This window comes from Mesorhizobium sp. WSM4840, assembly GCF_055811755.1.
In genome coordinates, this window is the sequence record NZ_JBVVQD010000008.1 from 112,765 (window position 1) to 137,603 (window position 24,839).

At 61.7% G+C, this 24,839-nt stretch carries 26 protein-coding genes and 4 pseudogenes; 15 read left to right on the plus strand and 15 right to left on the minus strand.

Going from position 1 to position 24,839, the window contains the following annotated elements; genetic code table 11:
• Positions 1-123: 123 nt before the first annotated feature.
• Both AC0L3I_RS13535 and AC0L3I_RS13540 read left to right on the plus strand, forming a co-directional pair.
• Positions 124-248 (plus strand): annotated as a pseudogene (locus AC0L3I_RS13535) (IS6 family transposase); the annotation flags it as partial.
• A gap of 303 nt (positions 249-551) precedes the next feature.
• Entirely contained in the window at positions 552-989 is a 438-nt protein-coding gene (locus AC0L3I_RS13540; RefSeq protein WP_095492058.1) for a hypothetical protein, read from the plus strand.
• 121 nt (positions 990-1,110) lie between these two features.
• Here the strand turns inward: AC0L3I_RS13540 and AC0L3I_RS13545 are convergent.
• Positions 1,111-1,366 (minus strand): annotated as a pseudogene (locus AC0L3I_RS13545) (hypothetical protein).
• 535 nt (positions 1,367-1,901) lie between these two features.
• Here AC0L3I_RS13545 and AC0L3I_RS13550 point away from each other — a divergent pair.
• From AC0L3I_RS13550 to AC0L3I_RS13570, 5 genes and pseudogenes are all read left to right on the plus strand, one after another.
• The gene (locus tag AC0L3I_RS13550; protein WP_095491317.1) at positions 1,902-2,216 is read left to right on the plus strand and encodes a co-chaperone GroES; all 315 of its coding nucleotides are present in this window, start codon (positions 1,902-1,904) and stop codon (positions 2,214-2,216) included.
• 50 nt (positions 2,217-2,266) lie between these two features.
• Entirely contained in the window at positions 2,267-3,910 is a 1,644-nt protein-coding gene (gene groL, locus AC0L3I_RS13555; protein WP_473527196.1) for a chaperonin GroEL, read from the plus strand.
• Positions 3,911-3,952: 42 nt separating this feature from the next.
• Positions 3,953-4,027: pseudogene (locus AC0L3I_RS13560) on the plus strand (NADH-quinone oxidoreductase subunit D-related protein); the annotation flags it as partial.
• A 48-nt stretch (positions 4,028-4,075) separates the two neighbouring features.
• Positions 4,076-4,441: a 4a-hydroxytetrahydrobiopterin dehydratase gene (locus tag AC0L3I_RS13565; protein ID WP_095491315.1), complete on the plus strand. Its 366-nt coding sequence runs from the start codon at positions 4,076-4,078 to the stop codon at positions 4,439-4,441.
• 35 nt (positions 4,442-4,476) lie between these two features.
• Positions 4,477-4,803, plus strand: coding sequence for an antibiotic biosynthesis monooxygenase family protein (locus AC0L3I_RS13570; RefSeq protein ID WP_473527197.1), 327 nt, complete (start codon positions 4,477-4,479; stop codon positions 4,801-4,803).
• A gap of 328 nt (positions 4,804-5,131) precedes the next feature.
• Here the strand turns inward: AC0L3I_RS13570 and AC0L3I_RS13575 are convergent, their stop codons facing one another.
• The 7 genes from AC0L3I_RS13575 to AC0L3I_RS13605 form a co-directional block, all read right to left on the minus strand.
• Complete coding sequence (locus AC0L3I_RS13575; RefSeq protein ID WP_123149320.1) at positions 5,132-5,803, minus strand: RraA family protein; 672 nt, start codon at positions 5,801-5,803, stop codon at positions 5,132-5,134.
• Positions 5,804-5,816: 13 nt separating this feature from the next.
• Positions 5,817-6,827, minus strand: a complete 1,011-nt coding sequence (locus tag AC0L3I_RS13580) for a C-terminal binding protein (RefSeq protein ID WP_473527198.1) — start codon at positions 6,825-6,827, stop codon at positions 5,817-5,819.
• Between the two features lie 19 nt (positions 6,828-6,846).
• Complete coding sequence (locus AC0L3I_RS13585; RefSeq protein ID WP_473527199.1) at positions 6,847-7,341, minus strand: lactoylglutathione lyase family protein; 495 nt, start codon at positions 7,339-7,341, stop codon at positions 6,847-6,849.
• Positions 7,338-8,336, minus strand: a complete 999-nt coding sequence (locus AC0L3I_RS13590) for an ABC transporter permease (RefSeq protein WP_123149323.1) — start codon at positions 8,334-8,336, stop codon at positions 7,338-7,340. Before AC0L3I_RS13590 ends, AC0L3I_RS13585 begins: the two co-directional genes overlap by 4 nt.
• Positions 8,333-9,799: a sugar ABC transporter ATP-binding protein gene (locus AC0L3I_RS13595; RefSeq protein ID WP_473527200.1), complete on the minus strand. Its 1,467-nt coding sequence runs from the start codon at positions 9,797-9,799 to the stop codon at positions 8,333-8,335. The genes AC0L3I_RS13590 and AC0L3I_RS13595 overlap by 4 nt, the downstream gene beginning before the upstream one ends.
• A gap of 119 nt (positions 9,800-9,918) precedes the next feature.
• Positions 9,919-10,968: a sugar ABC transporter substrate-binding protein gene (locus AC0L3I_RS13600; protein ID WP_473527201.1), complete on the minus strand. Its 1,050-nt coding sequence runs from the start codon at positions 10,966-10,968 to the stop codon at positions 9,919-9,921.
• 30 nt (positions 10,969-10,998) lie between these two features.
• A complete protein-coding gene (locus tag AC0L3I_RS13605; protein ID WP_123149326.1) occupies positions 10,999-11,871 on the minus strand; it encodes an SMP-30/gluconolactonase/LRE family protein in 873 nt (290 codons plus the stop codon).
• Between AC0L3I_RS13605 and AC0L3I_RS13610 the strand changes: the two genes are divergently transcribed.
• The 4 genes from AC0L3I_RS13610 to AC0L3I_RS13625 are packed head-to-tail and all read left to right on the plus strand — an operon-like array spanning position 11,870 to position 16,236.
• The gene (locus AC0L3I_RS13610) at positions 11,870-12,697 is read left to right on the plus strand and encodes a GntR family transcriptional regulator (protein ID WP_473527202.1); all 828 of its coding nucleotides are present in this window, start codon (positions 11,870-11,872) and stop codon (positions 12,695-12,697) included. The genes AC0L3I_RS13605 and AC0L3I_RS13610 overlap by 2 nt on opposite strands.
• Entirely contained in the window at positions 12,697-14,211 is a 1,515-nt protein-coding gene (locus AC0L3I_RS13615; RefSeq protein ID WP_473527203.1) for a sugar ABC transporter ATP-binding protein, read from the plus strand. Before AC0L3I_RS13610 ends, AC0L3I_RS13615 begins: the two co-directional genes overlap by 1 nt.
• Positions 14,208-15,194, plus strand: coding sequence for an ABC transporter permease (locus AC0L3I_RS13620; RefSeq protein WP_473489837.1), 987 nt, complete (start codon positions 14,208-14,210; stop codon positions 15,192-15,194). The genes AC0L3I_RS13615 and AC0L3I_RS13620 overlap by 4 nt, the downstream gene beginning before the upstream one ends.
• Before the next feature lie 43 nt (positions 15,195-15,237).
• A complete protein-coding gene (locus tag AC0L3I_RS13625; RefSeq protein ID WP_123149330.1) occupies positions 15,238-16,236 on the plus strand; it encodes a substrate-binding domain-containing protein in 999 nt (332 codons plus the stop codon).
• Between the two features lie 181 nt (positions 16,237-16,417).
• Here AC0L3I_RS13625 and AC0L3I_RS13630 read toward each other — a convergent pair whose 3' ends face one another.
• Positions 16,418-16,636: a hypothetical protein gene (locus AC0L3I_RS13630; protein WP_123149331.1), complete on the minus strand. Its 219-nt coding sequence runs from the start codon at positions 16,634-16,636 to the stop codon at positions 16,418-16,420.
• Positions 16,637-16,717: 81 nt separating this feature from the next.
• Positions 16,718-16,837 carry a hypothetical protein gene (locus AC0L3I_RS13635; protein WP_342210972.1) on the minus strand — a complete coding sequence of 40 codons (120 nt, stop codon included), beginning with the start codon at positions 16,835-16,837 and terminating at the stop codon, positions 16,718-16,720.
• Between the two features lie 107 nt (positions 16,838-16,944).
• Here AC0L3I_RS13635 and AC0L3I_RS13640 point away from each other — a divergent pair.
• From AC0L3I_RS13640 to AC0L3I_RS13650, 3 genes and pseudogenes are all read left to right on the plus strand, one after another.
• Positions 16,945-17,202 (plus strand): annotated as a pseudogene (locus AC0L3I_RS13640) (recombinase family protein); the annotation flags it as partial.
• Positions 17,203-17,347: 145 nt separating this feature from the next.
• Entirely contained in the window at positions 17,348-18,064 is a 717-nt protein-coding gene (locus AC0L3I_RS13645) for a recombinase zinc ribbon domain-containing protein (protein ID WP_473527271.1), read from the plus strand.
• A gap of 216 nt (positions 18,065-18,280) precedes the next feature.
• Positions 18,281-18,481: a hypothetical protein gene (locus AC0L3I_RS13650; RefSeq protein ID WP_123149332.1), complete on the plus strand. Its 201-nt coding sequence runs from the start codon at positions 18,281-18,283 to the stop codon at positions 18,479-18,481.
• 555 nt (positions 18,482-19,036) lie between these two features.
• Here AC0L3I_RS13650 and AC0L3I_RS13655 read toward each other — a convergent pair.
• Both AC0L3I_RS13655 and AC0L3I_RS13660 read right to left on the minus strand, forming a co-directional pair.
• The gene (locus tag AC0L3I_RS13655) at positions 19,037-19,285 is read right to left on the minus strand and encodes a hypothetical protein (RefSeq protein ID WP_473527204.1); all 249 of its coding nucleotides are present in this window, start codon (positions 19,283-19,285) and stop codon (positions 19,037-19,039) included.
• Positions 19,286-19,421: 136 nt separating this feature from the next.
• Positions 19,422-19,655, minus strand: coding sequence for a P27 family phage terminase small subunit (locus tag AC0L3I_RS13660; RefSeq protein ID WP_165848647.1), 234 nt, complete (start codon positions 19,653-19,655; stop codon positions 19,422-19,424).
• A gap of 179 nt (positions 19,656-19,834) precedes the next feature.
• Here AC0L3I_RS13660 and AC0L3I_RS13665 point away from each other — a divergent pair, with 179 nt between their 5' ends.
• The gene (locus AC0L3I_RS13665) at positions 19,835-20,059 is read left to right on the plus strand and encodes a hypothetical protein (RefSeq protein ID WP_245318963.1); all 225 of its coding nucleotides are present in this window, start codon (positions 19,835-19,837) and stop codon (positions 20,057-20,059) included.
• A gap of 21 nt (positions 20,060-20,080) precedes the next feature.
• Here AC0L3I_RS13665 and AC0L3I_RS13670 read toward each other — a convergent pair whose 3' ends face one another.
• From AC0L3I_RS13670 to AC0L3I_RS13680, 3 genes are all read right to left on the minus strand, one after another.
• On the minus strand, positions 20,081-20,818 hold the full coding sequence (locus AC0L3I_RS13670) for a DUF4336 domain-containing protein (RefSeq protein WP_473527205.1): 738 nt from the start codon (positions 20,816-20,818) through the stop codon (positions 20,081-20,083).
• Between the two features lie 184 nt (positions 20,819-21,002).
• Positions 21,003-22,142 (minus strand): hypothetical protein, encoded by a 1,140-nt coding sequence (locus AC0L3I_RS13675; RefSeq protein ID WP_473527206.1) that lies wholly within the window; start codon positions 22,140-22,142, stop codon positions 21,003-21,005.
• Positions 22,085-24,670 carry a hypothetical protein gene (locus AC0L3I_RS13680; protein WP_473527207.1) on the minus strand — a complete coding sequence of 862 codons (2,586 nt, stop codon included), beginning with the start codon at positions 24,668-24,670 and terminating at the stop codon, positions 22,085-22,087. Before AC0L3I_RS13680 ends, AC0L3I_RS13675 begins: the two co-directional genes overlap by 58 nt.
• Between the last annotated feature and the right edge of the window lie 169 nt (positions 24,671-24,839).

Consider the following 24,839-nt stretch of genomic DNA (forward strand, 5'->3'; position numbering starts at 1 on the left):
CGCACAGCCTGGACCGTTTTTGAGATGGCTTCCGCTCAACTTGTTGGACGGACCGGTCTTTGGATCGCGCGCAATCCGCAACACTCCGCCATCGGGCCGGATAACTTCGATAATGGTTTCGACACGGACAAACTGCGATCCTACGGAGTAGCCAGGCGCCAGGTCATGCCGGAAGTCGTACACTGGAGCCACAAGGGCCCAACGACCGGGCGGAGAACTCGCATCAGCCCGGCCTTCGGCGGTTTCGAAGCTAAACTGCCACTCCCTTGATCCCGCTGCCCGGCCAGCGATGGAGCCGGGCTACTCCAGCACAGACTCTGCCCGTCGATCACCTCGATCGGCACGGACTCCAGACCGACATCGTCGAACAGCCGCGCATTTGACCGCGTTCGCCAAATTAATGGCCGGATCTTTGCGAAGCCTCCACATCTGCGTGAATGAAGCCCTCCAGGCATCATCGTGATTGGACTTCACGATCCGTTGGAGTCACGCTGGCTGCAGGCATAAGAAGGATATGGGTTGACCAACTATCGTCCGAATAGGAGGCCAAAATGAAACACCAGACGATCGAGCAACTGCAGATCGTCGCCGAGATCGATCAGGCCTACCCGCGCCAGGCCATGTCGCGCAGCGAACGTCTTGAACGCTGGGCGGAGCTCCTTGAACGGAACCCTGACCGGCGCCTCTCGACGCTGCACCAGACCGAGTATCAGCCGGTTAGAGCACGCGGGGCCATGCGCGGCGACGGCTCGCCGATCTCAGTCGCTTTCGAGGATCCTGTCCTCCGCGCCGCCGGGTTGGAAAACGACAACTACGGCGAAGCGAAGCGGTTCTTCGAACTGACCGACAGGCAATTGCATGAGATCATCTGCTATTGCCATTTCGGCGCGACGGTGACCGCCGCAACGGCCGCCCGTCACATCCGTGCGGCGATTGCCGGGAGACAGCCCGGCATGTTCGCTCGGATGCGTGAGGCGTTCGTCGGATAAGCCGGCGACGCTTCGCGGCATCATTGTTGAAGCGGGCTCGCATTGAAAGCCGCCGCCGCAGCGCAGGCAAGCGCTCCCCACGCGGGAAGGCTGCGTTGCATGAGCGAGGGTGCGGTCATGATTATCCAAGGTCCTTTTCGAGAGCGGCGTCAACTGCTGGGCTGAGCTGCACCATCTGTTGCGCCGAACTCTGCAGGGCGATTGCCGGCAGGTGAATGAACGCGCCGACGCGTCGCCAGGCAAGCCTGGAGGATCCCCTCAATCGATTCCTCGTCGTGATCGACGCGGTAGTCTCCGGCAGGTTGCGGCGCCTCAAAACCCGGCAGCCGGAACGCGGATGAAAAGTGAACGACGGTCTGCGTGGTGCGACTGGCCATGGGTGCGGCTTTCCGCAGGAGCACGCCGACGCCCCTCCTGCATCTTTTCCATCCGAACCGGAAAGGTCCCAATGCTGCCAGTACATCCGTGGTCAACGCCGTGGTTCAAAGGCTCCAACAGAGCGACATGCGCGCCGAATAAGCGCTATACATTCGCTGTCGGAAAATTCGGTGCTTCATGGCGGGTCGAAGGTCGCGGACCTATGTCGATCGGGACCGCGAAAGCCAAATCGGCCAAATCCACGCAATCTATATATATGTCTCGATGCACATTCAATCAAGGCTCAATAGGTTTTGTTCGTAATTGCTGATTAATATAGTCTGTTGTCGGCAAAATTAAGAGAGATGTATTACGATAAAATTGCTTATTGCTCCGCTTTTCGGACGGCCAAAAGCGCCGGTAACAACGACTGATTTACATTTCAAATATTTTCGGCTTGAGGAATTAAAAATTTGGCACTCCTATCATTCGAGTGCCAAAGGGGCTATGTTAAGTGTTGCAGTCGCTCTATGTGCGGCGGCAGAAAGAACCCCAATGAAATTCCGGCCACTCCACGACCGCGTCGTCATTCGGCGCGCGGAAGGCGATACCAAATCCAAGGGCGGGATCATTATTCCCGACACCGCCAAGGAAAAGCCTCAGGAAGGCGAAGTGATCGCCGTTGGGCCCGGCTCGCGTGACGAGAGCGGCAAGCTGATCCCGCTCGACGTCAAGGCCGGCGATCTCATCCTGTTCGGCAAATGGTCCGGCACCGAGGTCAAGATCGACGGCGAGGATCTCCTGATCATGAAGGAGAGCGACATTTTGGGCATCGTCGAGAAGACCAAAGCGGCCAAGAAAGCCGCCTGACCGGGCGATTTCCGATCCCGCAATTTCAAGACTGAACTGGACGTAAAATCATGTCTGCCAAGGAAATCAAATTCGCTACCGATGCCCGCGACCGGATGCTTCGCGGCGTCGAAATTCTGAACAACGCCGTCAAGGTGACGCTCGGCCCCAAAGGCCGCAATGTCGTCATCGACAAGGCCTATGGCGCGCCGCGCATCACCAAGGATGGTGTCGCCGTCGCCAAGGAAATCGAGCTTGCCGACAAGTTCGAGAACATGGGCGCCCAGATGGTGCGCGAAGTGGCCTCGAAGACCAACGACCTTGCTGGTGACGGCACGACGACAGCCACGGTGCTGGCCGCTTCCATCCTGCGCGAAGGTGCGAAATTCGTTGCCGCGGGCATGAACCCGATGGATCTCAAGCGCGGCATCGACCTTGCTGTGGCTGCCGTGGTGAAGGACATTCAAGCCAGGGCCAGGAAAGTCAAATCTTCGGACGAGATCGCCCAGGTTGGTACGATCGCCGCCAATGGCGACGCGTCGGTCGGCGCCATGATCGCCAAGGCGATGAACAAGGTCGGCAATGAGGGCGTGATCACCGTCGAAGAAGCCAAGACAGCCGAAACCGAACTCGATGTCGTCGAAGGCATGCAGTTCGACCGTGGCTATCTCTCGCCCTATTTCGTCACCAATGCCGAGAAGATGCGCGCGGAGCTGGAGGACCCTTACGTTCTCATCCATGAGAAGAAGCTCGGCAATTTGCAGGCGTTGCTGCCGATCCTCGAAGCTGTGGTGCAAAGCGGTAAGCCGCTGCTGATCATCTCGGAAGACGTCGAAGGCGAGGCGCTGGCGACGCTGGTCGTCAACAAGCTGCGCGGCGGTCTCAAGGTCGCAGCCGTCAAGGCGCCAGGCTTCGGTGACCGGCGCAAGGCGATGCTGGAAGACATTGCCGTGCTCACCGCCGGCCAGATGATTTCCGAGGATCTCGGCATCAAACTCGAGAACGTCACGATCGACATGCTCGGGCGGGCTAAGCGCGTGCTCATCGAGAAGGATACGACGACGATCATCGACGGCGCCGGCGAGAAAGCCACCATCCAGGCGCGCGTCCAGCAGATCAAGTTGCAGATCGAGGAAACGACCTCGGATTACGACAAGGAGAAACTCCAGGAGCGGCTGGCGAAGCTGGCTGGCGGCGTTGCTGTCATTCGCGTCGGCGGCGCGACCGAGACGGAAGTCAAGGAAAAGAAGGACCGCATCGATGATGCGCTGAACGCCACTCGTGCAGCCGTGGAAGAAGGCATCGTTGCCGGCGGCGGTGTTGCGCTTTTGCGCGCCAAGGCAGCTTTGACTGAGCTTACTGGCGCGAATGCTGACATGACGGCAGGTATTTCGATTGTGCTGAGAGCACTTGAAGCGCCGATCCGCCAGATTGCCGAGAATTCCGGCGTTGAAGGTTCGATCGTCGTCGGCAAGCTCTCCGACAGCAAGGATCACGATCAGGGCTTCGACGCCCAGAACGAAGACTATGTCGACATGATCAAGGCCGGTATCGTCGACCCCGCCAAGGTCGTTCGCACGGCCCTGCAGGATGCCGGCTCGATTGCCGCGCTCCTGATCACCGCTGAAGCAATGATCGCGGACATTCCGCAGAAGGTTTCGCCCGCTATGGGTGGCGCAGGAGGTATGGGCGGAATGGGCGGAATGGACTACTGAGCGGCGCCTGAGACTATAGCCAGGACGACGGAAGGCCAGCGACGCGGGCACATGCGAGCCGATATCTCGGCGATCATCGGTTCGCTCGACATCGTGTTCGGGGAGATCGATCGATAGGCTCGTCGCTGTCGTATTTGCTGCTAAAAATGGTCTGGAGACAAGAACATGACCGACACTCTTGCCGAGAAAACATGTACGCCTTGTCGCGGCGGCGTCCCGCCGCTCACGCGTGATGAAGCCCAACGCTTCCAGGCACAGGCTCCCGATTGGGAGCTGGGTGACGATGCCCACCGCATCCAACGGAGCTTTCGATGCCGCAATTTCCGGGACGCGCTCGCCCTTGTTCAGGAGATCGGTGAGCTCGCCGAAACCGAAAGCCATCACCCCGACATCAGCTTCGGCTGGGGTTATGTGACGGTTTCCCTGAGCACCAAGAAGATAAAAGGACTGCACGAGAACGATTTCATCATGGCGAGCAAGATCGATCGGGTGTTCGATCGCTCGGGACGGCCCCTCGACCGCCAGCAGTGACACGGCAAATCCATCGCCAATCTAGCGAGGTCCCTATGACACAGATCCGAGCCGACAACCAGCCCGTCACCCAAATCACCATCGTCGATTCTGAACCGGACAAGCAGGCCGAGGCATTGTCGGTCATGATCGAGCGAGCGCGCTTTATGGCGCGCCAGCCTGGCTTCATCTCAATCAGCCTGCATCGCAGCCTCGACGGGCGGCGCATCGTCAACTACGTCCAATGGCAGAATCGCGATCTCTTGCGATCGGCTCATCAATCGCCGGAATTCCGCAAGGAGTGGGGTCATTTCGATCAGTTGACGGACGAGATCGATCCCAATCTGTACGAGGTAGCCCAGGTGATAGATAGTGGTCAGTAGCCGTGCTGTTCAGGTGACCTGAACCGCCGGGTCGAGACGGTCGACATGAGCTGACAAAGTCTAAGCCATGGCTGCCATGAACCATCGCGTCGTCAGCGTGTTCGGTGGAACCGGGTTTCTCGGCCGCCGCGTTGTTCGGCATCTCCGCAATGGTGAATTTTCCGTTCGGATTGCATCAAGACATCCGGAACGGGCCAAGATAATTGATGATACCGCTGGCGATCGATTTACGTGCCGATATTGATGCGTCTCTCGCCGTGCACGGGCGAACGGCGTCGCCAGAGGACAAGCATATAGGGGCCGGCCGGACGCGAAAAGGTCCTCGGTCTCAAAGACGACCGAACTCGTTAAGCAGCTCTTCAAGTGTTTTCCCTTGGGCGACCCATTCGCGGGTCTTCTGTTCGCGCGCTGCTTGTTCGCGCGCGAGCTCCACGACCGTTTCGGCGCTGGCTACCGGCACGACGGTCACGCCGATTGTGTCGGCAACCACGAAATCGCCGGGATTGATAGGTACGCCGCCGCATTGAATTGGCACGTTGATCGAGAGCTCATCCTTTCGGCCTGAATACATTGTGTGCGTGCCTCGCGCCGTGATGGCGCGGGCCCAGATCGGCCAGCCGATCGCCTCAAGCTCGTCGATGTCGCGGCCGGAGCCATCGATGATCATGCCGCGAATGCCGCGGTTCCTGGCGAGCCCGCCCATCAGCCCGCCGCACACCGAGGTCTGCCGGTCGCCGCCCGCGTCGACGACGATGATGTCACCATCCCTGCCCATCTCGATTGCCCTGAGCGGGTCAACGAGGTCTCCCGGCGAGAGCTGGACCGTGAGGGCTTGGCCGACGATTCTCGCCGGAAACGGCGGCTTGATCTCCGAATCCATCACGCCCTGACGGTATTGAGCGTCGGCAAAGACGCATGAGGCGCTGTAGCATTTGGCGACCTCTTCGAACTTCGCAAGCAGCACCGGCTGCCGCTCGAAATCGTTGAAAACCTTGAGCATCGCATGACCTCCCTTATCTTCGAGCCGGCGTTCGCGTCAGCTCTACTGCGTTAACCGGGTTGAGCGGCATGCCGCCGGTCAGCACGCGCGCGACTTCAGACGCGGCGGTTTCGCGGGCAACCCGGATCGACTCTTCGGAATAGTACGCCGTGTGGGGCGTCACGATGACGTTGGCAAGCGAGAACAGCGGATTGCCGCTTGGGTTCCACTTGGCGAGCTTGGCCGGCTCCTCTTCAGGATCATCCAGGCCGGCGCCGGCGATGCGGCCTTCGGTCAGCGCCCGATAAAGCGCGCGGTTGTCGATGGTTGGACCGCGGCCGGTATTCACTATAATTGCCCCCTCCTTCACTTGGCGGAATTCCGCCGCGCCCAGGAAATGCCGGGTCTCGGGGGTTATCGGCACCTGCATCATCAGATAGTCGGAGTTTTGGAGAATCTCTGCCTTGCCGACGCGGCGCGCGCCTTTCGCCTCGGCGACGCCCTTCTCGATGTAAGGATCGTATACAAGGATATCGACGCCGAAGCCTTTGGCGCGCTCGGCAATCGCCTGGCCGATCTTGCCGAAGGAGACAATGCCCATCGTGCGTCCCTTCAACCGATGGATCGGTTGCCCGGTCTGCCAACGCCAGATCCCTTCATGGGTCGCGGCGTTGTATTGGAAAAGCTTGCGGGCGAGCGCGAGCCACAGCCCGATCGCATGGTCGGCGACCTCGTCGGTGCAATAGTCGCGGACATTGGTGACAAGAATGCCCTTGGCGGTCGCCGCGTCGACATCGACGATGTCGACACCGATGCCGTAGCGGGCGATCACCCGGCAGCGCTGCATGCGTTCGATGGTCTTCGCGCCGATGCGGGCATACTGGTTCATCATCGCGTCGCAGTCGATCGCCTCGGCAGCCAGTTCCTCCTCCGACTTGGCCTGGAGCCCTACGACCCGCGCCCCGACTGCCTCCAGCACGGCCCGTTCGATATCCAGATTGCCGTAGTCGTAGTCGGTGATGACGACCTTGGGGTGTTCCGCCATGCCGCGTCTCTCCTGCGCTTCAGACGTAGGCGCCGGCCGAATAAGTGAGCTCATAGGAGTGACTGTAGAGCTCGATGATATTGCCGAAGGGATCCTCGCAATAGACCATGCGGTAAGGCTTTTCGCCCGGATAGTAGTAGCGGACCTGGCTCATCCGCTGGCGGCCGCCGAGGGCCTCGATGCGCTTGACGCGCTCTTCGAGATGCTGGTCCTGCAGGCAGATGTGGAAGATGCCCGGATGCCAGTATTCGAAGGGCCGCTTCTCAGGGCGAGTTTTGGGGAACTCGAAGAGCTCGATGCCGATGCCGTCGCCGGTCGAGAGGTGAGCGATCCGGAAACTTCCCCAGCCGGCTCCGAAGACGTCGTCGCACATCTGGCCGATAGCGCTGTCGTCCTGGCTGACCTTGGTCGGCCCCATGATCACATAACAGTCGAAGGCCATCGAGTAGAACTCGACTGCTCTTTCGAGGTCGGGCACAGTGATGCCGATGTGGGAAAAGGTTATGGCGGTCATTGATCTACCTTTCCTTTTTGTCCTGGCAAGGTGAGCGGGCCGACGATGAAGGCGAATGCGCGACCGATCTCGCCGCGCCACATGTCGACGCCGACCGCGGTCACGATGATGGCGCCGATGATGACGTTCTGGGCCGACGCCGGCACGGCGTTGAGGTTGAGCGCGTTCTGGACGATGACGATGGTAAGCGCGCCGATCACGGTGCTCACGATCTGGCCGCGACCGCCGGCGAGACTTGCGCCGCCGATCACTGCGGCGGCGATCGCCGAGAGCTCCATCCCAACGCCATAATTAGGCGAGCCGGAATTGAGCCGTGCGGCCATGAGCACGGCTCCGACCGCCGCCATCGCACCGGCAATGACGAAGGCAAGGAAGCGCGTGCGGGCGACATTGAGCCCGGAGAGCGCCGCGGCCTGCGGGTTGCCGCCGACCGCGTAGATCGTGCGGCCGAAGGCGGTGTAGCGCATGACGAAGAAGGCGAGTGCGTAAAGGCCGACGACGTAGAAGAGCGGCAGCGGCACCCCGAGAAGAGAGCCGTAGAAGATCGGCTCGAGCTTCGGGTGCACGGAGAATACCGGCGAGCCGTTGTTGAACATGAAGGCGATGCCGCGGAACGCCGAGAGCGCCGCGAGCGTGGTGATGAACGACGGGATACGAAGGTAGGCGGTGAGGACGCCGTTCACGGCGCCAAGGAGCACGCCGATCAGAAGGACGAGCAGAATCGCCAACGGCAGCGGCACGTCCCCGAATTTGATCGCCATGGCGAAAACCATAGTCATCAATGCGATGGCCGAACCGGGGGAAAGGTCGATGCCGCCGGTGAAGATCACGATGGTCGAGCCGATCGCAACGATCGCAACGATGCTCACCTGCAGAATGAGGTTGGACAGATTGCCGACATCGAGAAAGCGGTTGGTGGTGAGCGCGACGACGACAGCCACCAGGAGAAGGGCAGCAAGCGGACCGACGATCTGGTTGCTCACCAACCGCTTCATGCGGCGAGCTCCTCCTGGTCGGCGGAGGCCTTGACCAGGTCGGCCTTGTCGAGGCTCCTGGCATCGCGGATTGCGACGATCCTTCCGCGGCTTACAATGCCGATCCGGTCGCTCATCGCGAGCAGCTCGTCATAGTCGGAGCTGATCAGGATGACGCCCTTGCCGGCGGCTGTAAGCTCGTTGATGAGCTGATACACGGCGATCTTGGCCCCGACATCGATACCTTGGGTCGGCTCGTCGAGAACGAAAAGCTCGGCCTCCGCGAACAGCCACCGGGCAATCACGATCTTCTGCTGGTTGCCACCGGAAAGCTCGCCGACCAGCGCCGTCCCGGCAGTCGGCGTGATTCTGAGGCTCCGGATCAGGCCGTGGGCAAGCCGTCGTTCGCGGGCGTGGTCGAGCATGGCTCCGCGCGTGATCCGGCCGAGCCCGGCGATCGAGATGTTCTCGAGCCCGCTGAAATTGAAGAAGAGCCCGTCGGATTTTCGATTCTCCGGCACAAGCGCGATCCCGGCGGCGATCGCGTCGCGCGAGGACAGAAGCTTGAGCGATTTGCCGCGAAGCCGGATTTCGCCTTGCCGAAGCACATCGACCCCGAACAGGGCGCGGGCGATTTCGGTGCGGCCGGAGCCGAGCACGCCGCCAAGGCCGAAGACCTCGCCGCGGCCAACCGTAAAGCTAGCGCCGGCGACGCGGTTGCTCGTGTGGATGGAGCGCACGTCGAGGAGGGCGTCACCCGTGGCATTCGCCGCCTTGGGAAAGTGTTCGTCGACGCGGCCGACCATCTTAAGGACAATGGCGCTGATCTCGACCGGCGTTTCCGCTGCGTTCGATACCACGCGCCCATCCTTGAGGATCGTTGCTTCGTCGACGAGTTCAACGACCTCGTCCAGGCGATGCGAGATGTAGAGGATGATCCTGCCATCGTCCCTGAGGCGCAGGAGAAGGCGATGAAGCTCGGCGATCTCGCCGGGGCCGAGGGCGGTGGTCGGCTCGTCGAGAATGATCATCGAGGCGTTGGCCGCGATCGCCTTGGCGATCTCCACGAGTTGCTGGCCGGCGGTTGAGAGTTCGCCCACGATCGCGTCCGGGTCGATCGCGACGTGGATGCGGCCAAGCACGCGCCGGGCTCCCTCGCGCATTGCCGGCCAGTCTATCCGCCATCGGTTTCCCGGAAGCCGGCCGAGATAGATGTTCTCCGCGACCGATAGCGTTTGGACGAGCGAGAACTCCTGAAAGACCGTGGCGATCCCTGCGCGCCGCGCGGCGATCGGGTCGGAAAGCACGACCGGCTGGCCCGCACACAGGATCTCGCCCGAATCGGGCTGATGCACCCCGCATAGCACCTTGACAAGCGTGGACTTGCCGCAGCCATTCTCGCCGAGCAGGCCGTGAATCCGCCCGGCAACGAGGCTGAGCGACACGGAATCGTTGGCCACAACGCCGGGGAAACGCTTGGTCACGTTCCTCAGCTCCCAGACGGGAACGCTCTCTTCCATAGCTCTCCACGCGATCCTTGCTTCGCCCGACCGGGTGATCCGGCCGAGCGAGGGAGGTGCTGCTTAAGGAACATGAGTTCGTCTCAATACTGTATCGACGGCTTCGGATAGAGCTTGTCGGGCGCCTGCAGAACCGGCAGCACATTGGCCTTGTCGACAATCGTTGTCGGTGTTTCGACAAAGCCTCCTGCGAAATTGCCGTCGAGCACGTCGATCGCGACCTGCAACGCAATCTGGCCCATGACGAATGGTGTCGTGTTGACAGTAGCGGTGACCGTGCCTTTGCTGATCTCCTCGAGAGCGGCGGTGTCGCCATCATTGCCAAGCAGCATCAAGTCGTTTCGACCGAGCGACTTAGCGGCGAGTTGGGCACCCATGATCATGTAGTCGTTCGCGGCAAAGATGACGTCGACGTCCGGATGACCCTGGAGCAGGTCCATGCCGGCGGTGTTGCCACCCTCAACATTCCAGCCGCCGGGAATGCTCGCAACAATATCCACATTCGGCTTGCCCTTGACGGCGTCGAGGAAGCCGCCGACGCGCTCTGTCGAATGGTAGCCGGGCTGGCCTTCGATGACCGCGGCTTTCACCGATTTATCGCCGAGCCTCTCAAGGAGGTATTCGCCGATCTTATGCGTGCCTTTGCGTTGCGAATAGCCGACCACGGCATGGACCGGGGTCGGAAAGTTGGCGATGTCGGAGTTGACGATGACGACGGAGATGCCTTTGTCGACGGCCTGCTTGACGAGCGGAGCGGCGGCCGCCTCGTCATGGGTCGACAGGACGATGGCGTCGACGCCCTGGGTGATCACGTCCTGGATCATGCCCATCTGGCCGTTGATGTCGGCGCCGCTTTGCGGGGCGAGCATGAAGGTCTCAACATTGCCCTTCTCGGCCGCTGCGGTTTTGAGGCCCTCGCCGATGGCGATGTAGTAGTTGAACTCGGTCGCCGGCGGCATGTAGGCGATGCGGATCTTGTCCTTGCCGGCGCCCTTGGTGATCGGCGCCTGTGCGCCGGGTTGAAGCGGTTGCGGTGCGGCGTAGTCGATGGCGCGGGCAATACCGGTCGCCGTGAGTACTACGACCGCGCTTGTCGCTGCTATCGCGATCAACGATCGAAAGCTGAAGCTCATGTCTTTCCTCCCTTGGACGCTTGACGGGTTCTATCCGGCGAACGGCGCGTCCACGACGCCGCGCACGCCGGGTTTGAAAGCGAAGAGAGAGCCGGCCGTCGGCTCGGCGGCGATCTGCTCCCGCGTCGCCTCCAGTCGCGATGTGGTGATGTAGAGAGTCTCGAGCTCAGGCCCGCCGAAAGCGCAGCAGGTAGGCTTCAACACCGGCACCTCGACCACCCGGTCGATGCTCCCGTCGGGCAGGATGCGGACGACTCGCCGGCCTTCCCATTCGGCATTCCACACGGCGCCTTCAGCGTCGACGCACGAGCCGTCCGGAATGCCCGGCTCTCCCTTGAAATCGTTGAGGACTTGTCGGTTGCCTGGAACCCCGGTGCCCGGATCGTAGTCATAGACCCAGATGGTTCCGACGGAGGTGTCGGCGAAATACATGCGGCGCCCGTCGGGCGAGAAACAGGTCGAGTTGGCGCAGCCAACGCCGGTAATGATCGTCGTTACCGATTCGTCGGGATCGATCCGCAACACGGTCGACTTTTCCGGTCCGGAACCCTCGTTCATTCCGCCAGCGATGAATCGGCCCTGGCGATCCGTGCGGCCGTCATTGAGGCGCGTCGCCAGTTTGTCGGGCTCGAAGCGATGGATCGTCGCGAGTTCGCCGGTGCCGGGGTCGAAGAACGCCACCTCCTTTGCGAGGGCGAGAATGAAACCGCCTTTCTCGCGGGGCGCGAAGCAGCAGACGCGGTCCGCCATGGCGATTGAACCCGAAGCACCTGATGAGGGTTCGAGCCACCACAGACGCTTCCCGTGGATGTCCGTCCACCAGACCCGGCGGTCATGGTGGTTCCACAGAATTCCCTCGCCGTGCAGGTTACGGCAGTCGAGCGCGAGCTCGGCTCTGTCCATGTCTCCTCCCCGGAGCACGTACCTTGGCTTCGTAACGGGGCCGTCAGCGAAGCCGCTTCTTGTTGCCGAACTTTCTGGTGTCTGGTATATCACCTTGCAGATGGCAGGCAATACCAAAATCAGCGGCCGGCTTCCCGTCGCCAGGATCAAGCGACCCAAATCGCTTGCGGAAACCGTGCTCCACCAGCTCCGCCAGTCGATCGTCCACGGTGACCTCGCGTTGGGTCAGCCTCTCTCTGAACGTCAGCTCGCCGACGATCTCGGCGTGTCGAAGACTCCCGTCAGAGAGGCGCTCGCCCAGCTCCGCGCCGAGGGCCTGGTGCTGATCTATCCGCAGCGCGGCGCCTTCGTCTTCACGCTGAGCGCTCGCGAGGTTCATCAGATCTGTGAATTCCGGAGTGCGGTAGAAACGGCGGCGCTGAGGCTCGCCATCGCGCGCGGCCCGGATGGCTTCGCGGCGGAGCTTGAAGACATCGTGCGCGGCATGGCAACCGCGCAGCGTCAGGGTGACCAGCGGCTCTATCTGTCCCTGGACACCCGCTATCACGCGGCCTTCTTCGGGCACTGCGGCAATAGCTATCTCCGCGACAGCTATGAGCGCTATGTCGGCAAGATCGCAGCGCTCCGGACCCACCTTGCCGGCAAGCCGCTTCACACGAAGCTGTCGTTCCAGGAGCATCGACAGATGCTCGACACCATCCGGCGTGGCGACGCAGACGCAACGATAGCGGTTCTGGATATCCATATCGGACGGACGCGCGAGACCTATTCCAACGGAATTGAGGACATTGCCGCCGCGGATAAAGGAATTCCGGAGGCGAGCTGATGGCGGCACCGCTCCTCGAGCTCAGCGGCATCACGAAGTGGTACGGCACGACGCGGGCCCTTGGCGACGTCGATTTCGATCTGAGGCAGGGCGAGGTGCATGCGCTTGTCGGCGAAAATGGTGCCGGGAAATCGACACTCCTCGCCATCCTCTCCGGTGTGGTCGCGCCCGACAAGGGTACGATCAACATCGACGGGCGGGCGGTCACCATTGACGACCCATCCAGAGCGCAGGCGCTCGGCATCAGCACGGTCTTCCAGGAGCTTAGCCTCGCCGGGGCCTTGACGGTCGCCGAGAACGTCTTTGTCGGCCGGGCTCCGACGGCCTGCGGGGTCATACGCTGGAGCGAGCTCCGGCGGCGGACCCAGCAGATCCTCTCCCCCTTCGGCATCGAAATCGATGTCGGTCGCCCGGTTGACCGCTTGCCCGCGGGCACGCGCCAGCTCGTCGAGATTGCCAAGGCGCTGTCGCTCGACGCTCGCATCCTTCTCCTCGACGAGCCCACCTCGGCGCTCACCTCCGATGAGGTCGCAGCGCTGTTTGACATCATCACTCGGCTTAAGACCCGGGGCATCGGCATCGTCTATGTGAGCCATCACATGGCCGAGGTCTTCCGGATCGCCGACCGCGTCACCGTGCTGCGCGATGGCCGAAGGATGACCACGCGCGCGGTGCCGGAGACTTCCATCGACGACGTCGTCCGCGCCATGGTCGGCCGGAACCTCGAAATCTTCGCAGCCGAGACGGCGCTCGTGCCGGGTCCGGTGGCGCTTGCAGTCCGTGGCAACGGAGCCAAGGGCAAATCTCGACATCTGGAGCTTGAAATACGTTTCGGTGAGGTCGTCGGTCTCGCGGGCCTGATGGGATCGCGCCGCAGCGAGCTTGCACGCAGCCTCGTCGGCCTGCGGCAGCCGTCTGGAGGAACTGCGATCGAGATCAAGGGCCGTCCGACGCGCCTGCGTGGTCTCCGCGACGCGATGGCCCGCGGCATCGCCTATGTGCCGGACGATCGCAAAGCGGAAGGCCTGTTCCTGTCGATGTCGGTCACCGATAATTTCGTCGTGACTGAGCTTCGCCGCTTTGCGCGGCTCGGTTGGATTGAGAGGGCGGCGGCGACGGCGGCGGCGGGTAGGGCGGTCGAACGCTTCCGGATACGAGTGCCGAGCCTTGCGGCGGCGGCTGGAAAACTCAGCGGCGGCAACCAGCAGAAACTGATGCTGTCGAAGTGGCTTGCGAGCGACCCGGCGATCGTCGTGATTGACGAGCCGACCAAGGGCGTCGACGTCGAAGCGAAAAGGGAGATCCACAAGGAAATCCGCCGCCTCGCTGCTGCCGGTAAGGCGATTCTCTTGATCTCCTCTGACCTCCCGGAGCTCTTCACCATCTCCGATCGGATCGTCGTCATGCGAGAGGGACAGATCGTCGGCGATCTCCCGACACGTTTGGCAACGGAAGAGAGTGTAATGGCTCTTGCCTCCGGCATCGGTCACAAGCGCGAAGGGGAGGCGGCATGAGCGTCGACGAGGTCGGTCGGTGGCCTTCGCGTTTCGGCAGCCGTGTCCTTCGGCGCTTCGTCGAGACGCGCGAGTTGACGCTACTGGTTCTTATCGTTGCGATCATCGTCGGAATGTCGCTGGCTTCGCCGGTCTTCCTGTCGCTGGCGAACTTCCGTGCGATAGCCATCGGCATGGCGCCGACCGTGATCATCGCTGTGGGCATGACGGTGCTCCTGGTCTCTGGTGGATTCGATCTCTCGGTCGGCTCCGTGCTGGCGCTAGCGAGTACCGTGACGGCGCTTCTTCTGTTAAGCGGCGCCTCCATCCCGCTGGCGATTCTTGGTGCGCTTGCTCTTGGCGTCATCATCGGCCTTGCCAACGGCATCGTCGTCACCAGGATCGGTGTCAATCCCCTGGTCGCCACTCTCGGCTCGATGTCGATCGCCCGCGGGATCGCCTTGGTGCTGACCGAAGGATTCTCGCTCAGCAATCTACCGCCGGCCTTCGGGTGGGCCGGCCGCGCCGAGATTCTCGGCCTGCCGTTTCTTCTTTGGGTCGCGCTCGCACTGGTGGTCGTCTTTGACCTCGCCATGCGGCATGGAAGCTTCTTCCGGCAACTCTACTACATCGGCTCGAACGAGAAGGCGGCGCGTCTCTCGGGTTTGGCCGTCAATCGCGTCCGCACACTCGCCTACATGCTGAGCGGACTGCTCGCCGCGCTTGCCGGCGTCCTCCTCGCCTCGCGGCTGATGAGCGGTACGCCTACAGCCGGCAACGCGCTCGAATTGCAGGTGCTCGCAGCCGCCGTGATCGGCGGCGCAAGTCTGCGCGGCGGGGAGGGCACCGTCCTGGGCGCGTTTCTCGGCGTCATCTTCGTCGCCTTGATCAACAACGCCATGACCATGCTCGCCGTGTCGATCTACTGGCAGATGATCGTCACCGGCGCCGTTCTTGTCCTGGCCGTTGCGCTCGACATGCTGGTGCGCCGCGGCGACGGGTAAGCCAAGGGCCCATTGGGCTCCAATCGAAGAAGGGAGGAAAGTGATGACGACACTCGATCTCGACCGCCGCAGCCTGATGAAGCTCGGCGGCATTGGCCTCGCCGGGACGGGGCTCGGCCTCGTACCCCAATTCAGCGATGAAGCGCTCGCCCAGAGCGAGGGCATGGAATACGTGTTTCTCTCCATCGTCACGCAGGTGCCGTTCTGGGTCGACCACCGCAAAGCTCTCGAAGACGCCGCTAGATCGCTGAACATCAAGACGAGCTTCACCGGCCCGCTCGACTTCGACACCGTCGCCCAGGCGCGGCAACTCGATGAGCTGATCGCGCGGAAGCCGGCCGGCCTCCTGATCTTTCCTGGCGACGCCGCCTCGCTTGCGGCCGGCATCGACCGCGCCGTCGATGCAGGAATTCCGGTCGCCATGATCATCGGCGACGCGCCGGGCACCAAGCGCGCCGTGTATCTCGGCATCTCGAACCTCGAAGCCGGCAAGGTCGGGGGCAAGATGCTTGCCGAGGCGATCGGCGGCAAAGGCAAGGTGATCCTCGGTTCGTTCCCCGCGCCTTCGGTTCTGGAGCGGGTCGAAGGCTACAAGGCCTACTTCAAGGAATCCGCGTCCGAAATCGAAGTAGTCGACGTGGTCAACGACAAAGCGGACCCGTCTTATGCCCCCACGGCCTACAGCCAGTCACTCCTCGCTCATCCTGACGTGGTCGGTATCGGCGGCACCGACGGCGACAGCGGCAAAGGTGCTGCCATCGCGGTGCATGAGACCGGTCGCCAAGGCCAGGTCAAGATCGTCGCGATGGACCGGAACGACGACATGCTTCCCTACATAGAGGACGGAACGATCGTCGGCGCCGTGGTTCAAAAATCCTATGTCGAAGCTTTTCTCGCCGTGCATCTCCTTCATTGGCTGAATACCGATGGCATGAAGGTCGTGCCGGACTACAAAGCGGCTGGCGTCAACCCCTTGCCGGAAAAAGTCGAGACTGGCGTGATGCGCCTTACCAAGGATAACGTCGCCCAATTCAAACACTGAGCGACAGGCCGGGCCGCGGACCTTCCGCGGTCCGGCGGGCGCGCGGGCCGGGTGCGGCTGATTGCATGTCCTTATCATCGTCGGAAGACGAAGATCGAGCGCTGGCTGTTGTTTCAGCAGCGGCGGGGGGAATCGGCCGTGCCCTCGCGGAGGGCTTCGTTGGGGCCGGCCTTCCGAAAGCTCAGCCCACGTTGTCCGTGCTGTTCGGATCGATCTTCATCAGTCGCTCTCTGGCATCGATCACGCGCCTTTGCTCGGCCCTTATCCGGCCGCACAACGCGAGATTAAGGGCGACGCCACCGTCCTCGTCCAGCAACTCATTCGCGCGCTTCAGAGAGTTCTCGGCTCGTTTTACACCCTGTCTGGCCTTGGCCACTTCGAGGCGATAAATTTCAAACATTTTCCCGCGTCCTTTGCGGTTGCGGTCCCTTCGATAGTAGTTAACCGGCGTCGATCCCGTTTGTTCCGGCCGCGCCGGTGGCTATTTCCCGCTTATAAAAGAGTAGGGGGATTGCCGCGCGAGAACGTTGCGCACGTTCGACACCTGCCATTGGCCATTGCGCGCTGTGCGAACGCCGCGGTTGTTTAGAGCGATTGCCAGTCCACGTAGGCTTGAACATCCTGCTTTCCTTCGCCCAGTTCGAGCGCGAGGTCATCGGCGAGCGCATCAGGGACAAGTTCGCTGCATCCAGGCGAAAGGGCATGTGGATGGGTGGCAACGTCCCATTTGGCTACCGGGTCGAGAACCGTAAGCTTCTGATCCAAGAGGACGAGGCAGCCATTGTGCGCTCGATCTTCGAGCGATTTCTGCTGATAGGTTCGGCAACCATCCTGGCGCGAACGTTGAATGCGGAGGGTCTCAGGCGCAAGAACGGGAAGGCCTTCGACAAAGGCCTGCTCTACAAGCTTCTCTCGAACAGGGTCTATATCGGCGACGCCGTCCACAAGGGTGCGAGCTTCCCTGGCGAGCATCAGGCGATCATCGGGCGCGAACTCTGGGACAAGGTTCGCTCGATCGTTGCTGAAGAGTCCGAGCAAGCGGGCAGGGCAGACCCGAAGGCAGACGCCGGCACTCCTCAAGGGTCTGATCTTTGCTCCGAGCGGCTACGCCATGACACCTGTCCATACCCGCAAGAAGGGAAAGCTCTACCGCTACTACGTCACCACGAGCGTGCAGAAGCTCGGACCGGAGACATGCCCGGTCCGCCGTGTGCCGGCAGGCGAGATCGAGGCTGCGGTCATCGACCAGCTTCGGGCGCTGCTTCGAACGCCCGAGATGATCGTAAAGACCTGGATGGCCACGCGAAAGGACGATTCCGACATCACTGAAACTGAGGTCCGTGAAGCCCTCGTCCAGTTGGATCCACTCTGGGATGAGCTCTTCCCGGCCGAGCAGGCCCGCATCGTCCAGCTTCTGGTCGAGCGGGTGGACGCGGCTGGATCGACGTTGCGCCGCACGTTAGGCTGCTTGCTCGCTGCTGAATTGGGCATCGAGCTGCGCCGGGTAGGAAGTACTGGACGCTATACCTTCACCGACCCCGGCGAATGCGTCTTGGATAGCTGGTTGGACCGGCATGCTTTTGTCGCTCGGGCCGAGATTGAGAGGCCGTGGGGGCTGGAGAAGCAGCTGATTTCGTCGGATCTGAGATTACCCTTCAACGTGGACGGCAACACGCGAGTTGAGCTTACCAGCGTCATTTCGGCCGCAAGGTCCGAAGCACGAAAGCGCGCGGATGCTCTCCCGATTTTGCTTGATAGCGGTGGCAGCCGAAAAGGTCGGGCTACAGCGTTAATCCATATCGAACGACAGAGGGATCAATTCAAATAGTCGGAAATTCGACCAAAAAATTTCCAGCCAGCGCGACTACATGCGCAAATTGGTCGCGTCATTGGGCCCCGACCGGCAAGCAGTTTGGCCGCCTAAGCGCCGGCCGGAGGACTTCGGCTGGCGCTCTTCGTTTGTTAGGCCTGCCTGAGCCTGGGAGCGCTCATGGCTCACCAGGCTTAATGCTCTACATCGTTCTTCAGCAGAGGAGAGCGAAGAATGAGTTCAGATCAGAACAGGAACACACACGAATTCGTGGTCGCGGATGTTCAGTTAGCCGACAACGAAACCGATGACGGCGTGGCGCTGATGCTCACGGATGCCCGTGGCGGCCGGGTACGGCTGCATCTAAATGGTGACATGGCCGAGTTGCTGCGCGAGAGGGTCGCATTTGCGCTCGACAGGAACACGGGACCGTAGCGCAGGCTATGGCCGCGGCCCTGCGAATGGTCGCCTTTGCCGAGGCCGCTTCCACCGTAGCTGGCAGTAGGCGGCGAGGCGCCGCCCGTTCGAGTTCGCTGGATCACGACAAGATAATGCAGATAGCGGGAGCCGCTTCGATGCTGCAGCTTTCCGAGGTTATGCTCTCGGAGGGCGGTAGTATTCGAAGGCCTCCCGAATTGCCTCTACCGCGCGTCTTTCCTGGCTGGGGGAGCCTGGTTTCGCCGGCTTAAAGCCTATTTGGCTCGTCAGTCCGCGCTCTCGCGACACAACAAGAAAGGTGATGTCCGGTAGCCCTTGGAAGTCTCCTCCCGGCTGATCTCATCCAGGACTGGCTTCCAATATCCCATGTCCGGAATGCCGACTGCACGACTCAATTCCGCGTATGTGATCATTAGGCCTCTGGTCGCGCGCCTGATTAACTCCGCGCGAATCGCATCCTTTCGGTCCGCGAATGGTACCGGCATAATATGCTCCCCCTACAAAGCTAAGCCCGACCCGGTTCCTTCAACGTTCGAATGGCAGGTAGTTATGTCATTCTCCGAACAACCCAGAGCGACCGGCCCGCATGAGCGATTCCGGACACGAGTCGAAGGCGGGATCATCTTTGAGCCGCTCAGCCTCAACCACATCAAGAAGCAGGACCTGCTGATCGGTCTCGTTTGCATTTGGCGTAATCCACCAGCGCCGATCCTCGCAGCAAAGCCCGGCTTCCGGATGCTCCTGGAGGTACTCAATCGCATATTCGGCGTCCACTTTTCTCGGTCCGGCGTCGACGGACATTTGCTCCGTTCCTCCTCCTTCTGCGATCGCTTTGGGACTATACTTGATTATGGCGCCTGTTGAAGCGACGACCATTTTGCTTGGCTAGCCGTTGGCATGGACGGCTCGATGCAGCAGTGCTTAGCGACGCAGGGTTTCACGAAAAGAGTTCGTCGTCTTCCTGGCCGGTGAACTCCCATGGCCTGGGTCCCATGCTGTGCGTCGTTGCGACCCGACTGCGTGACACGGGCGAGAGGCCGAGCTCGCTCATGAACTTGTGCATCAGCTCGACATTCTTGTTGGAGATGGCAAGCCAGGGCGAGGGCTGCACGTAGCCGGCTGGCGTCCTGAGCAGGGCAGGGGTATCCTTCAGCTTCTTCTCGGACTCCACCCAGCGGCCATAGGCTTGACAGTAGATCGCTCACCGTCCATCTGCCGCTGACCCTGCGCAAGCGTGGTGGCCGCAAGATCATCATCTCGCCCGCCGGCGGACAGCAATGGACCCCAGCACGGCCACGCATAGACAACACTCTGATCCAGGCGCTGGCGCGGGCGTTCCGGTGGAAACACATGCTGGAAACAGGCGAGTTCGCCACAGTGATCGAACTTGCCGCGGCCGAAAGGCTTGACCGCTCCTTCGTCTCCCACGTGCTCCAGTTGACGCTGCTCGCGCCCGACCTGGTCGAAGCCATACTCGACGGACGGCAGTCCATGGGGGTTCAGCTCCAGGCGCTCGTCAGGGGTTTGCCCGTCGAATGGGAACGGCAACGGGAGTTGATGGCTACTTCCTGCTGACAATCTTCTCTGCGGCCGCCCTCAGAGAAGCCAGGCCAGCGACTGGCGAAGTAATGTCGTCCCATCCTTGTGGAACCACCGGCCATGGCTGAAGATCACGCGCTTTGGCTGAAAAGCCACGAGGCGCTCCGCGGCCGCCTTCGCCTGCTCATGCTTCCGTTTGATGATCATCCGCAGGTAAATGGGGGCCTTCCCCACAGGTGCCGTGACGCCTAAGAGGCGCGCCGCCGGCCTGATGATGAACGGCAGCTTTTCCGGCTCGAGATTCAGAACTAGATCCGTAAGCACCATAGTTCGGCTGTTCTTATGATAGAACGCGACTTCGGTGAACCCACCGGCTCCTGGAACGAGAACCTGATCGAGATCTTTCGACCAGGCTTCCGGCGCCGCTGCGGCCAGATCGTGATCGATCCTGACGCCAGCCCGGCGGACCTGTGCCCGATGGCGCAAGCCCGGAACGGCCCAAGTCGGCGCTCCCTGCACATGGTTCTGCCACTCCTTGAGGAAGGTCCAGTGTGCACTGTTTGGCGCAACCAGATGCACTATCGGACCAATCTGCTCGAGCTGCTTTCTCAGCTCAAAAGCGAACCGTGTTGGTGAATGCAGCAGGAGACCGCCATTCCCGAGCTGGATAACCGTCATGCGCACCGGGACTGGAATGCCCATCACGCTCAGCGGTCCGCTGTCGACGATCCAGATCCCAGGGGCGACAGGCTTGGCGACATCAAGAGGAGGGTAGGTAGCGTCTTCGGGCTTCATGGTTGTGCTCCAATTCAGCTTGGAGCTGGCGCAACACGCTTCGAGAGGATCTGTTCCGGGGAACTGCGTGATGGCCTAGTTCGTCTGCTGGCCGAAGCAAATCATTATGTTGCAACATACCAACGGCAGCTTTGCGCCGATATCGGCCGTAGAGGTGAGCTTTGCCGCTTCCTGAGAGAAGACATCATTCGAACCGGTTGTTGCGCGCCCGATCTTCTTCCTGCTCGTGCCGACGTTCGGCGTCTATCCGCTCTTGGAGCCTCCTCTTTGCCTCAGCCAGGGTCTCAGCAAGAGCGGGGATATCGGCCCCGGGCAGGCCGTTCAGGAGCTTGAGGCGCTCTTCCAGCTTGGTCGCAAGCGAGCCGCTCCACCCTGAGGGATGGAGACGATTGACGAATTCGGCCAGAACTGGGCGTGGATCCGGTGCTCTTTCCAACAGATTCCCTGCGAGTGGTGTCCATTCGTGTGGCGCGCCCTCCTTCGGTCTGTTGAAGAGCAAAACCACCGATGCTGCCAGCGGATAGCGCACCGTGGGATCGCGGTCGCACCAATTGATTACGATTTCGGCGGACAGTACATCTAGGACGTTCTTGTGGAAGCGTAGGAGATCGTTGAGAAGGCGTACGCTTGCCCGTTGCGACTTCAGATCGCCGGAAAACAGTTCATCAAGTGTCGCGAGTGGCTGGGCCTTCAGCAGGCCCTTTACTAGGTCATCGTAGTCGTGCCCGCTGACATTATGCCTTCCGGCCGCAACCATGAGCTTGCGGCAAAGCGCTTTCGCGACAGGAGCGCCTTCTTCTCCGACCAGAGAGGCTGTGACGACAGCTCCTAGCTCGTGGTCCTCGCGCGTCGTGCGGCTATCTTTTGTGCTGAATTCAAACCCAGCGAGTATCAGGCGTCCGGCCTCGCGGACCTCAGGCAGCGGCTGGCGCGTCGCGCTACCGTCCGAGTGCAGGCGCATCCAGACTATCTCAAGTCCAACCGCGCAGCCGTCGGGCTTACGCGCGATGGCGAGCACCAAATCACGGAAGTCCGGCCCCGGTACGTTGTCGGAGACACGGCCATATGCAAGACTGTAGTAAGTATTGATCTGTGCCTTACCGAGCTCAATCGCGCGATGCAGCCGCTCAAGAGCACGCGCGTCGATCTCTACTGTTGCCTGCAGAATCGGGAACCACGCGGCAAGGGCTGGGTGCTCCAGCGCTTCATCAAGGACGGCGTCGGCAAGCGCAGCGTCGCGCTTGTTTAGCCCGCCTAAGAAACCGCTCAGGAGCCGCAGCTCGCGTTTTCGGTTGCTGCAAACTGTACAACGATAGTGTCCCACATAGCGCGCGGGCTTTCAGCGGCCTCCGCCAATGCCGCACCGAAGGGAGCCGCATTAGCGTTCTCGCCCAACAACTCCAAAAGCACAGTTTTGAACGTATCCTCGTCCGCCGCGACGTCATGGCCGAGCTCACGTATCGCCGCCGCCGAGCGCGCAGCACGTTCAGCGTAGCACGCGGTCGGGTCGCTCCCGCCTCCGTCCTCGTCATCATCGTCATCATCGAAGTCGTCCAGGTCGAGGCTTCCGGCGCGCGCGCCGAGGACAAGCCCGAGCACTTTGCTGACGAGATCCTTGGGCCGAAGAAAATCCTCCAGCGCCGTCAAGCGGTCGCGAATCTCAGGGTCCATATCCTTGCGGCCATAGGCGCGGGTCTGGCGTGCCGCGATCCAGCCGTCGCGCCAGAACGACGTGGCGGCGATCGCGCGGGCGAGTTGGTCCAACTCCTCCGCCCGACCCGTATCGCTCCAAAGACCCCGAAACTCCCGCGCGATGGCCTTCTGCACCTCCCCAGCCACCTGGCTGTCCGACAGGGCAAACTTTCCTGCGAGTTTCAGCACGCGGTCGAACCATGCGCGCACGTCCGCGCCGGTGGGGGGGTAGTAGCCATAGTCCCGGGAGCGCGCGCCGAAGTCGAATTCATAGTGTGAGGAGAAGTGGCGTGTTTTCATCATCGCTTCGAGCGCTTTGATGCCGAGTGGGCGCACGGCCTCGTCCTGGGAGGCCAGCAGCGCTTCCGCGGCCTTCACACGCATCTCGACCGGCGCATGCGTGCCGGACAGAGCAATGTGAAAGAGCGATTCCACGACCCGCGTCGCTTCGTTGTCATTGGTATCGCCGCTTGGAAGCGCCGCGAATTTCACCAGCAAAGCGAGGGCGCGCTCGAAGAAGGCAGGTTCGTAAGCGAGCAAGCGCAAGAGCCGAACGAAATGCGTGCAGCGGCGGAGCGTGGTTTCATCGGCGCCGGACAATGCATTCGCCAGCGCGGCCAAGACGGTCTCCGGCGCGACCGGTGCGATGTTGGTAAACATCGCGCGGCCAAGCTCGGTGAAATTCGGCAGGTCGCTGAGCAGACCGTCCGGCGCCACCCACGTCTTCACGATGGCTTGGGCTTCCTTGCTGTCATCAAGATACCCGAGACGCCGCGAGAAGGAGCGGAGAAGACGTTCGGACGCATTGTCGACAAGCACCGACTTCACCTTGGCCGGTGCAATGGTCTGAAGTGCCCTCTTGGCGAGGCGATTGGCAATGGCATGCGGCAGCACCGCGCGCCATTCTGCACGCGCCTGCACGAGGTCCCGTTGCTTGAGCTCTGCCACCCCGGCGTACATCTCGTCGGCCGATTTGCCGACGAGGCTGCCGAGGACTGGAAGCTCCGCTTCGCCGCCTTCGAGCGTCTCGCCGTCGAACGAATAGACCAGCGAGCACCCTTGCGCGACCAGAAGGAGCGAGGGGTCTGGGTCGTGGCGCTGCTGAAAGAGACGCTTGAACAGCTCTTCCTCGTTCAAGCCTGCAACGGTCTCGGTTTTCTCGATCCGCGAGGCCAGCGCCAGGGCAACCCGGGCATTGCCGCCGGAGAACTCCGCAATGGTGTGCGCATCGATCTGCGAGAGGTGGGGGTACCGCCGGCCCACCAGCTTCTCGATCAGCGGTACGGAAGACGTTTCCAAGACGAAGACGTCGGTGCCCTCCGGCTGGTCCTCCCGGATGTCGTACTCGATGGTGATCACGCTGATTGTCGAACTGCTCGACCGCGCGACTTCCGAAATCCGCCGGTGCAGTTCGGGCGTGCAATTATCGACCACCAGGATAGCGAGGGTCCGTCCGGCGATCAGGTCCGAGGCAAGCCCGGCGGGCGGCGGCATGGGCTCGTCGGCTTCATTGGTGTAAATCGCAAGTGACGGATCGAGCGCGCCTTCGCCAACGCTTGCGTCAAACAGCGCCTCGGCGAGTCGCGTTTTGCCGACACCAGAAAGCCCGACAAGCCGCACCACATGCCCCGGCGTGGCAAGCACTTTCCGGATACGGTTGATGCCCTCGATAGCGGAAGCCCCGTCGCCTTCATCCTTGTCGCCCGTCAAAATGCGCGCCTTGTCATCGGCGATGTAGTTTGCGTCCACGCCCGCAGGCGCAAACGACCATGAACCATGAGACTGCCATCCCGGCATCGCTTTGCCGATCCGCGCGCGCACCCACGGAATCTGCCCGGGATGATTCCGAACCCATGTCGCGATCCGGTTACGGTCATAAAAGTCGAGCGTGAGCTTGCCTTCGGCAGGCGTGCCCTTGATAGCTTCGGCCATCGCGTTGCGGCGGTCGGTCAGCGCCGAGTCCGATGTCGAGCCCGTAGAACTCACGATAATGTAGGCGCCGCCGGCATCAGCGAGCTCATTGATGACGGGCCGCAAGACGCCCTTCGGCTTCATCTCCTTCAGAATCTCAGCCCGCGGCATGTCCGGCTTCTTGACCTGCACGCCGGTTGCTGGCTTCGGCACGAAGCCGTCGATTGCCGTCCCGGCCGGGAGCGCCACGCGAACATCAAGACCGCCGTCGCTTGCGTCTTGATTTCCACCAGGTGACGGCGGACGTGGGCAGGCCTCCTCGATGCATCTCGGTCTCGCAGAGAAGGCCAACTAGGGTGCGCAAGTCTGCGTCGCCAAGAGCGGCGATGTCGTCGCCAGTGATATCGAACATGGGAGC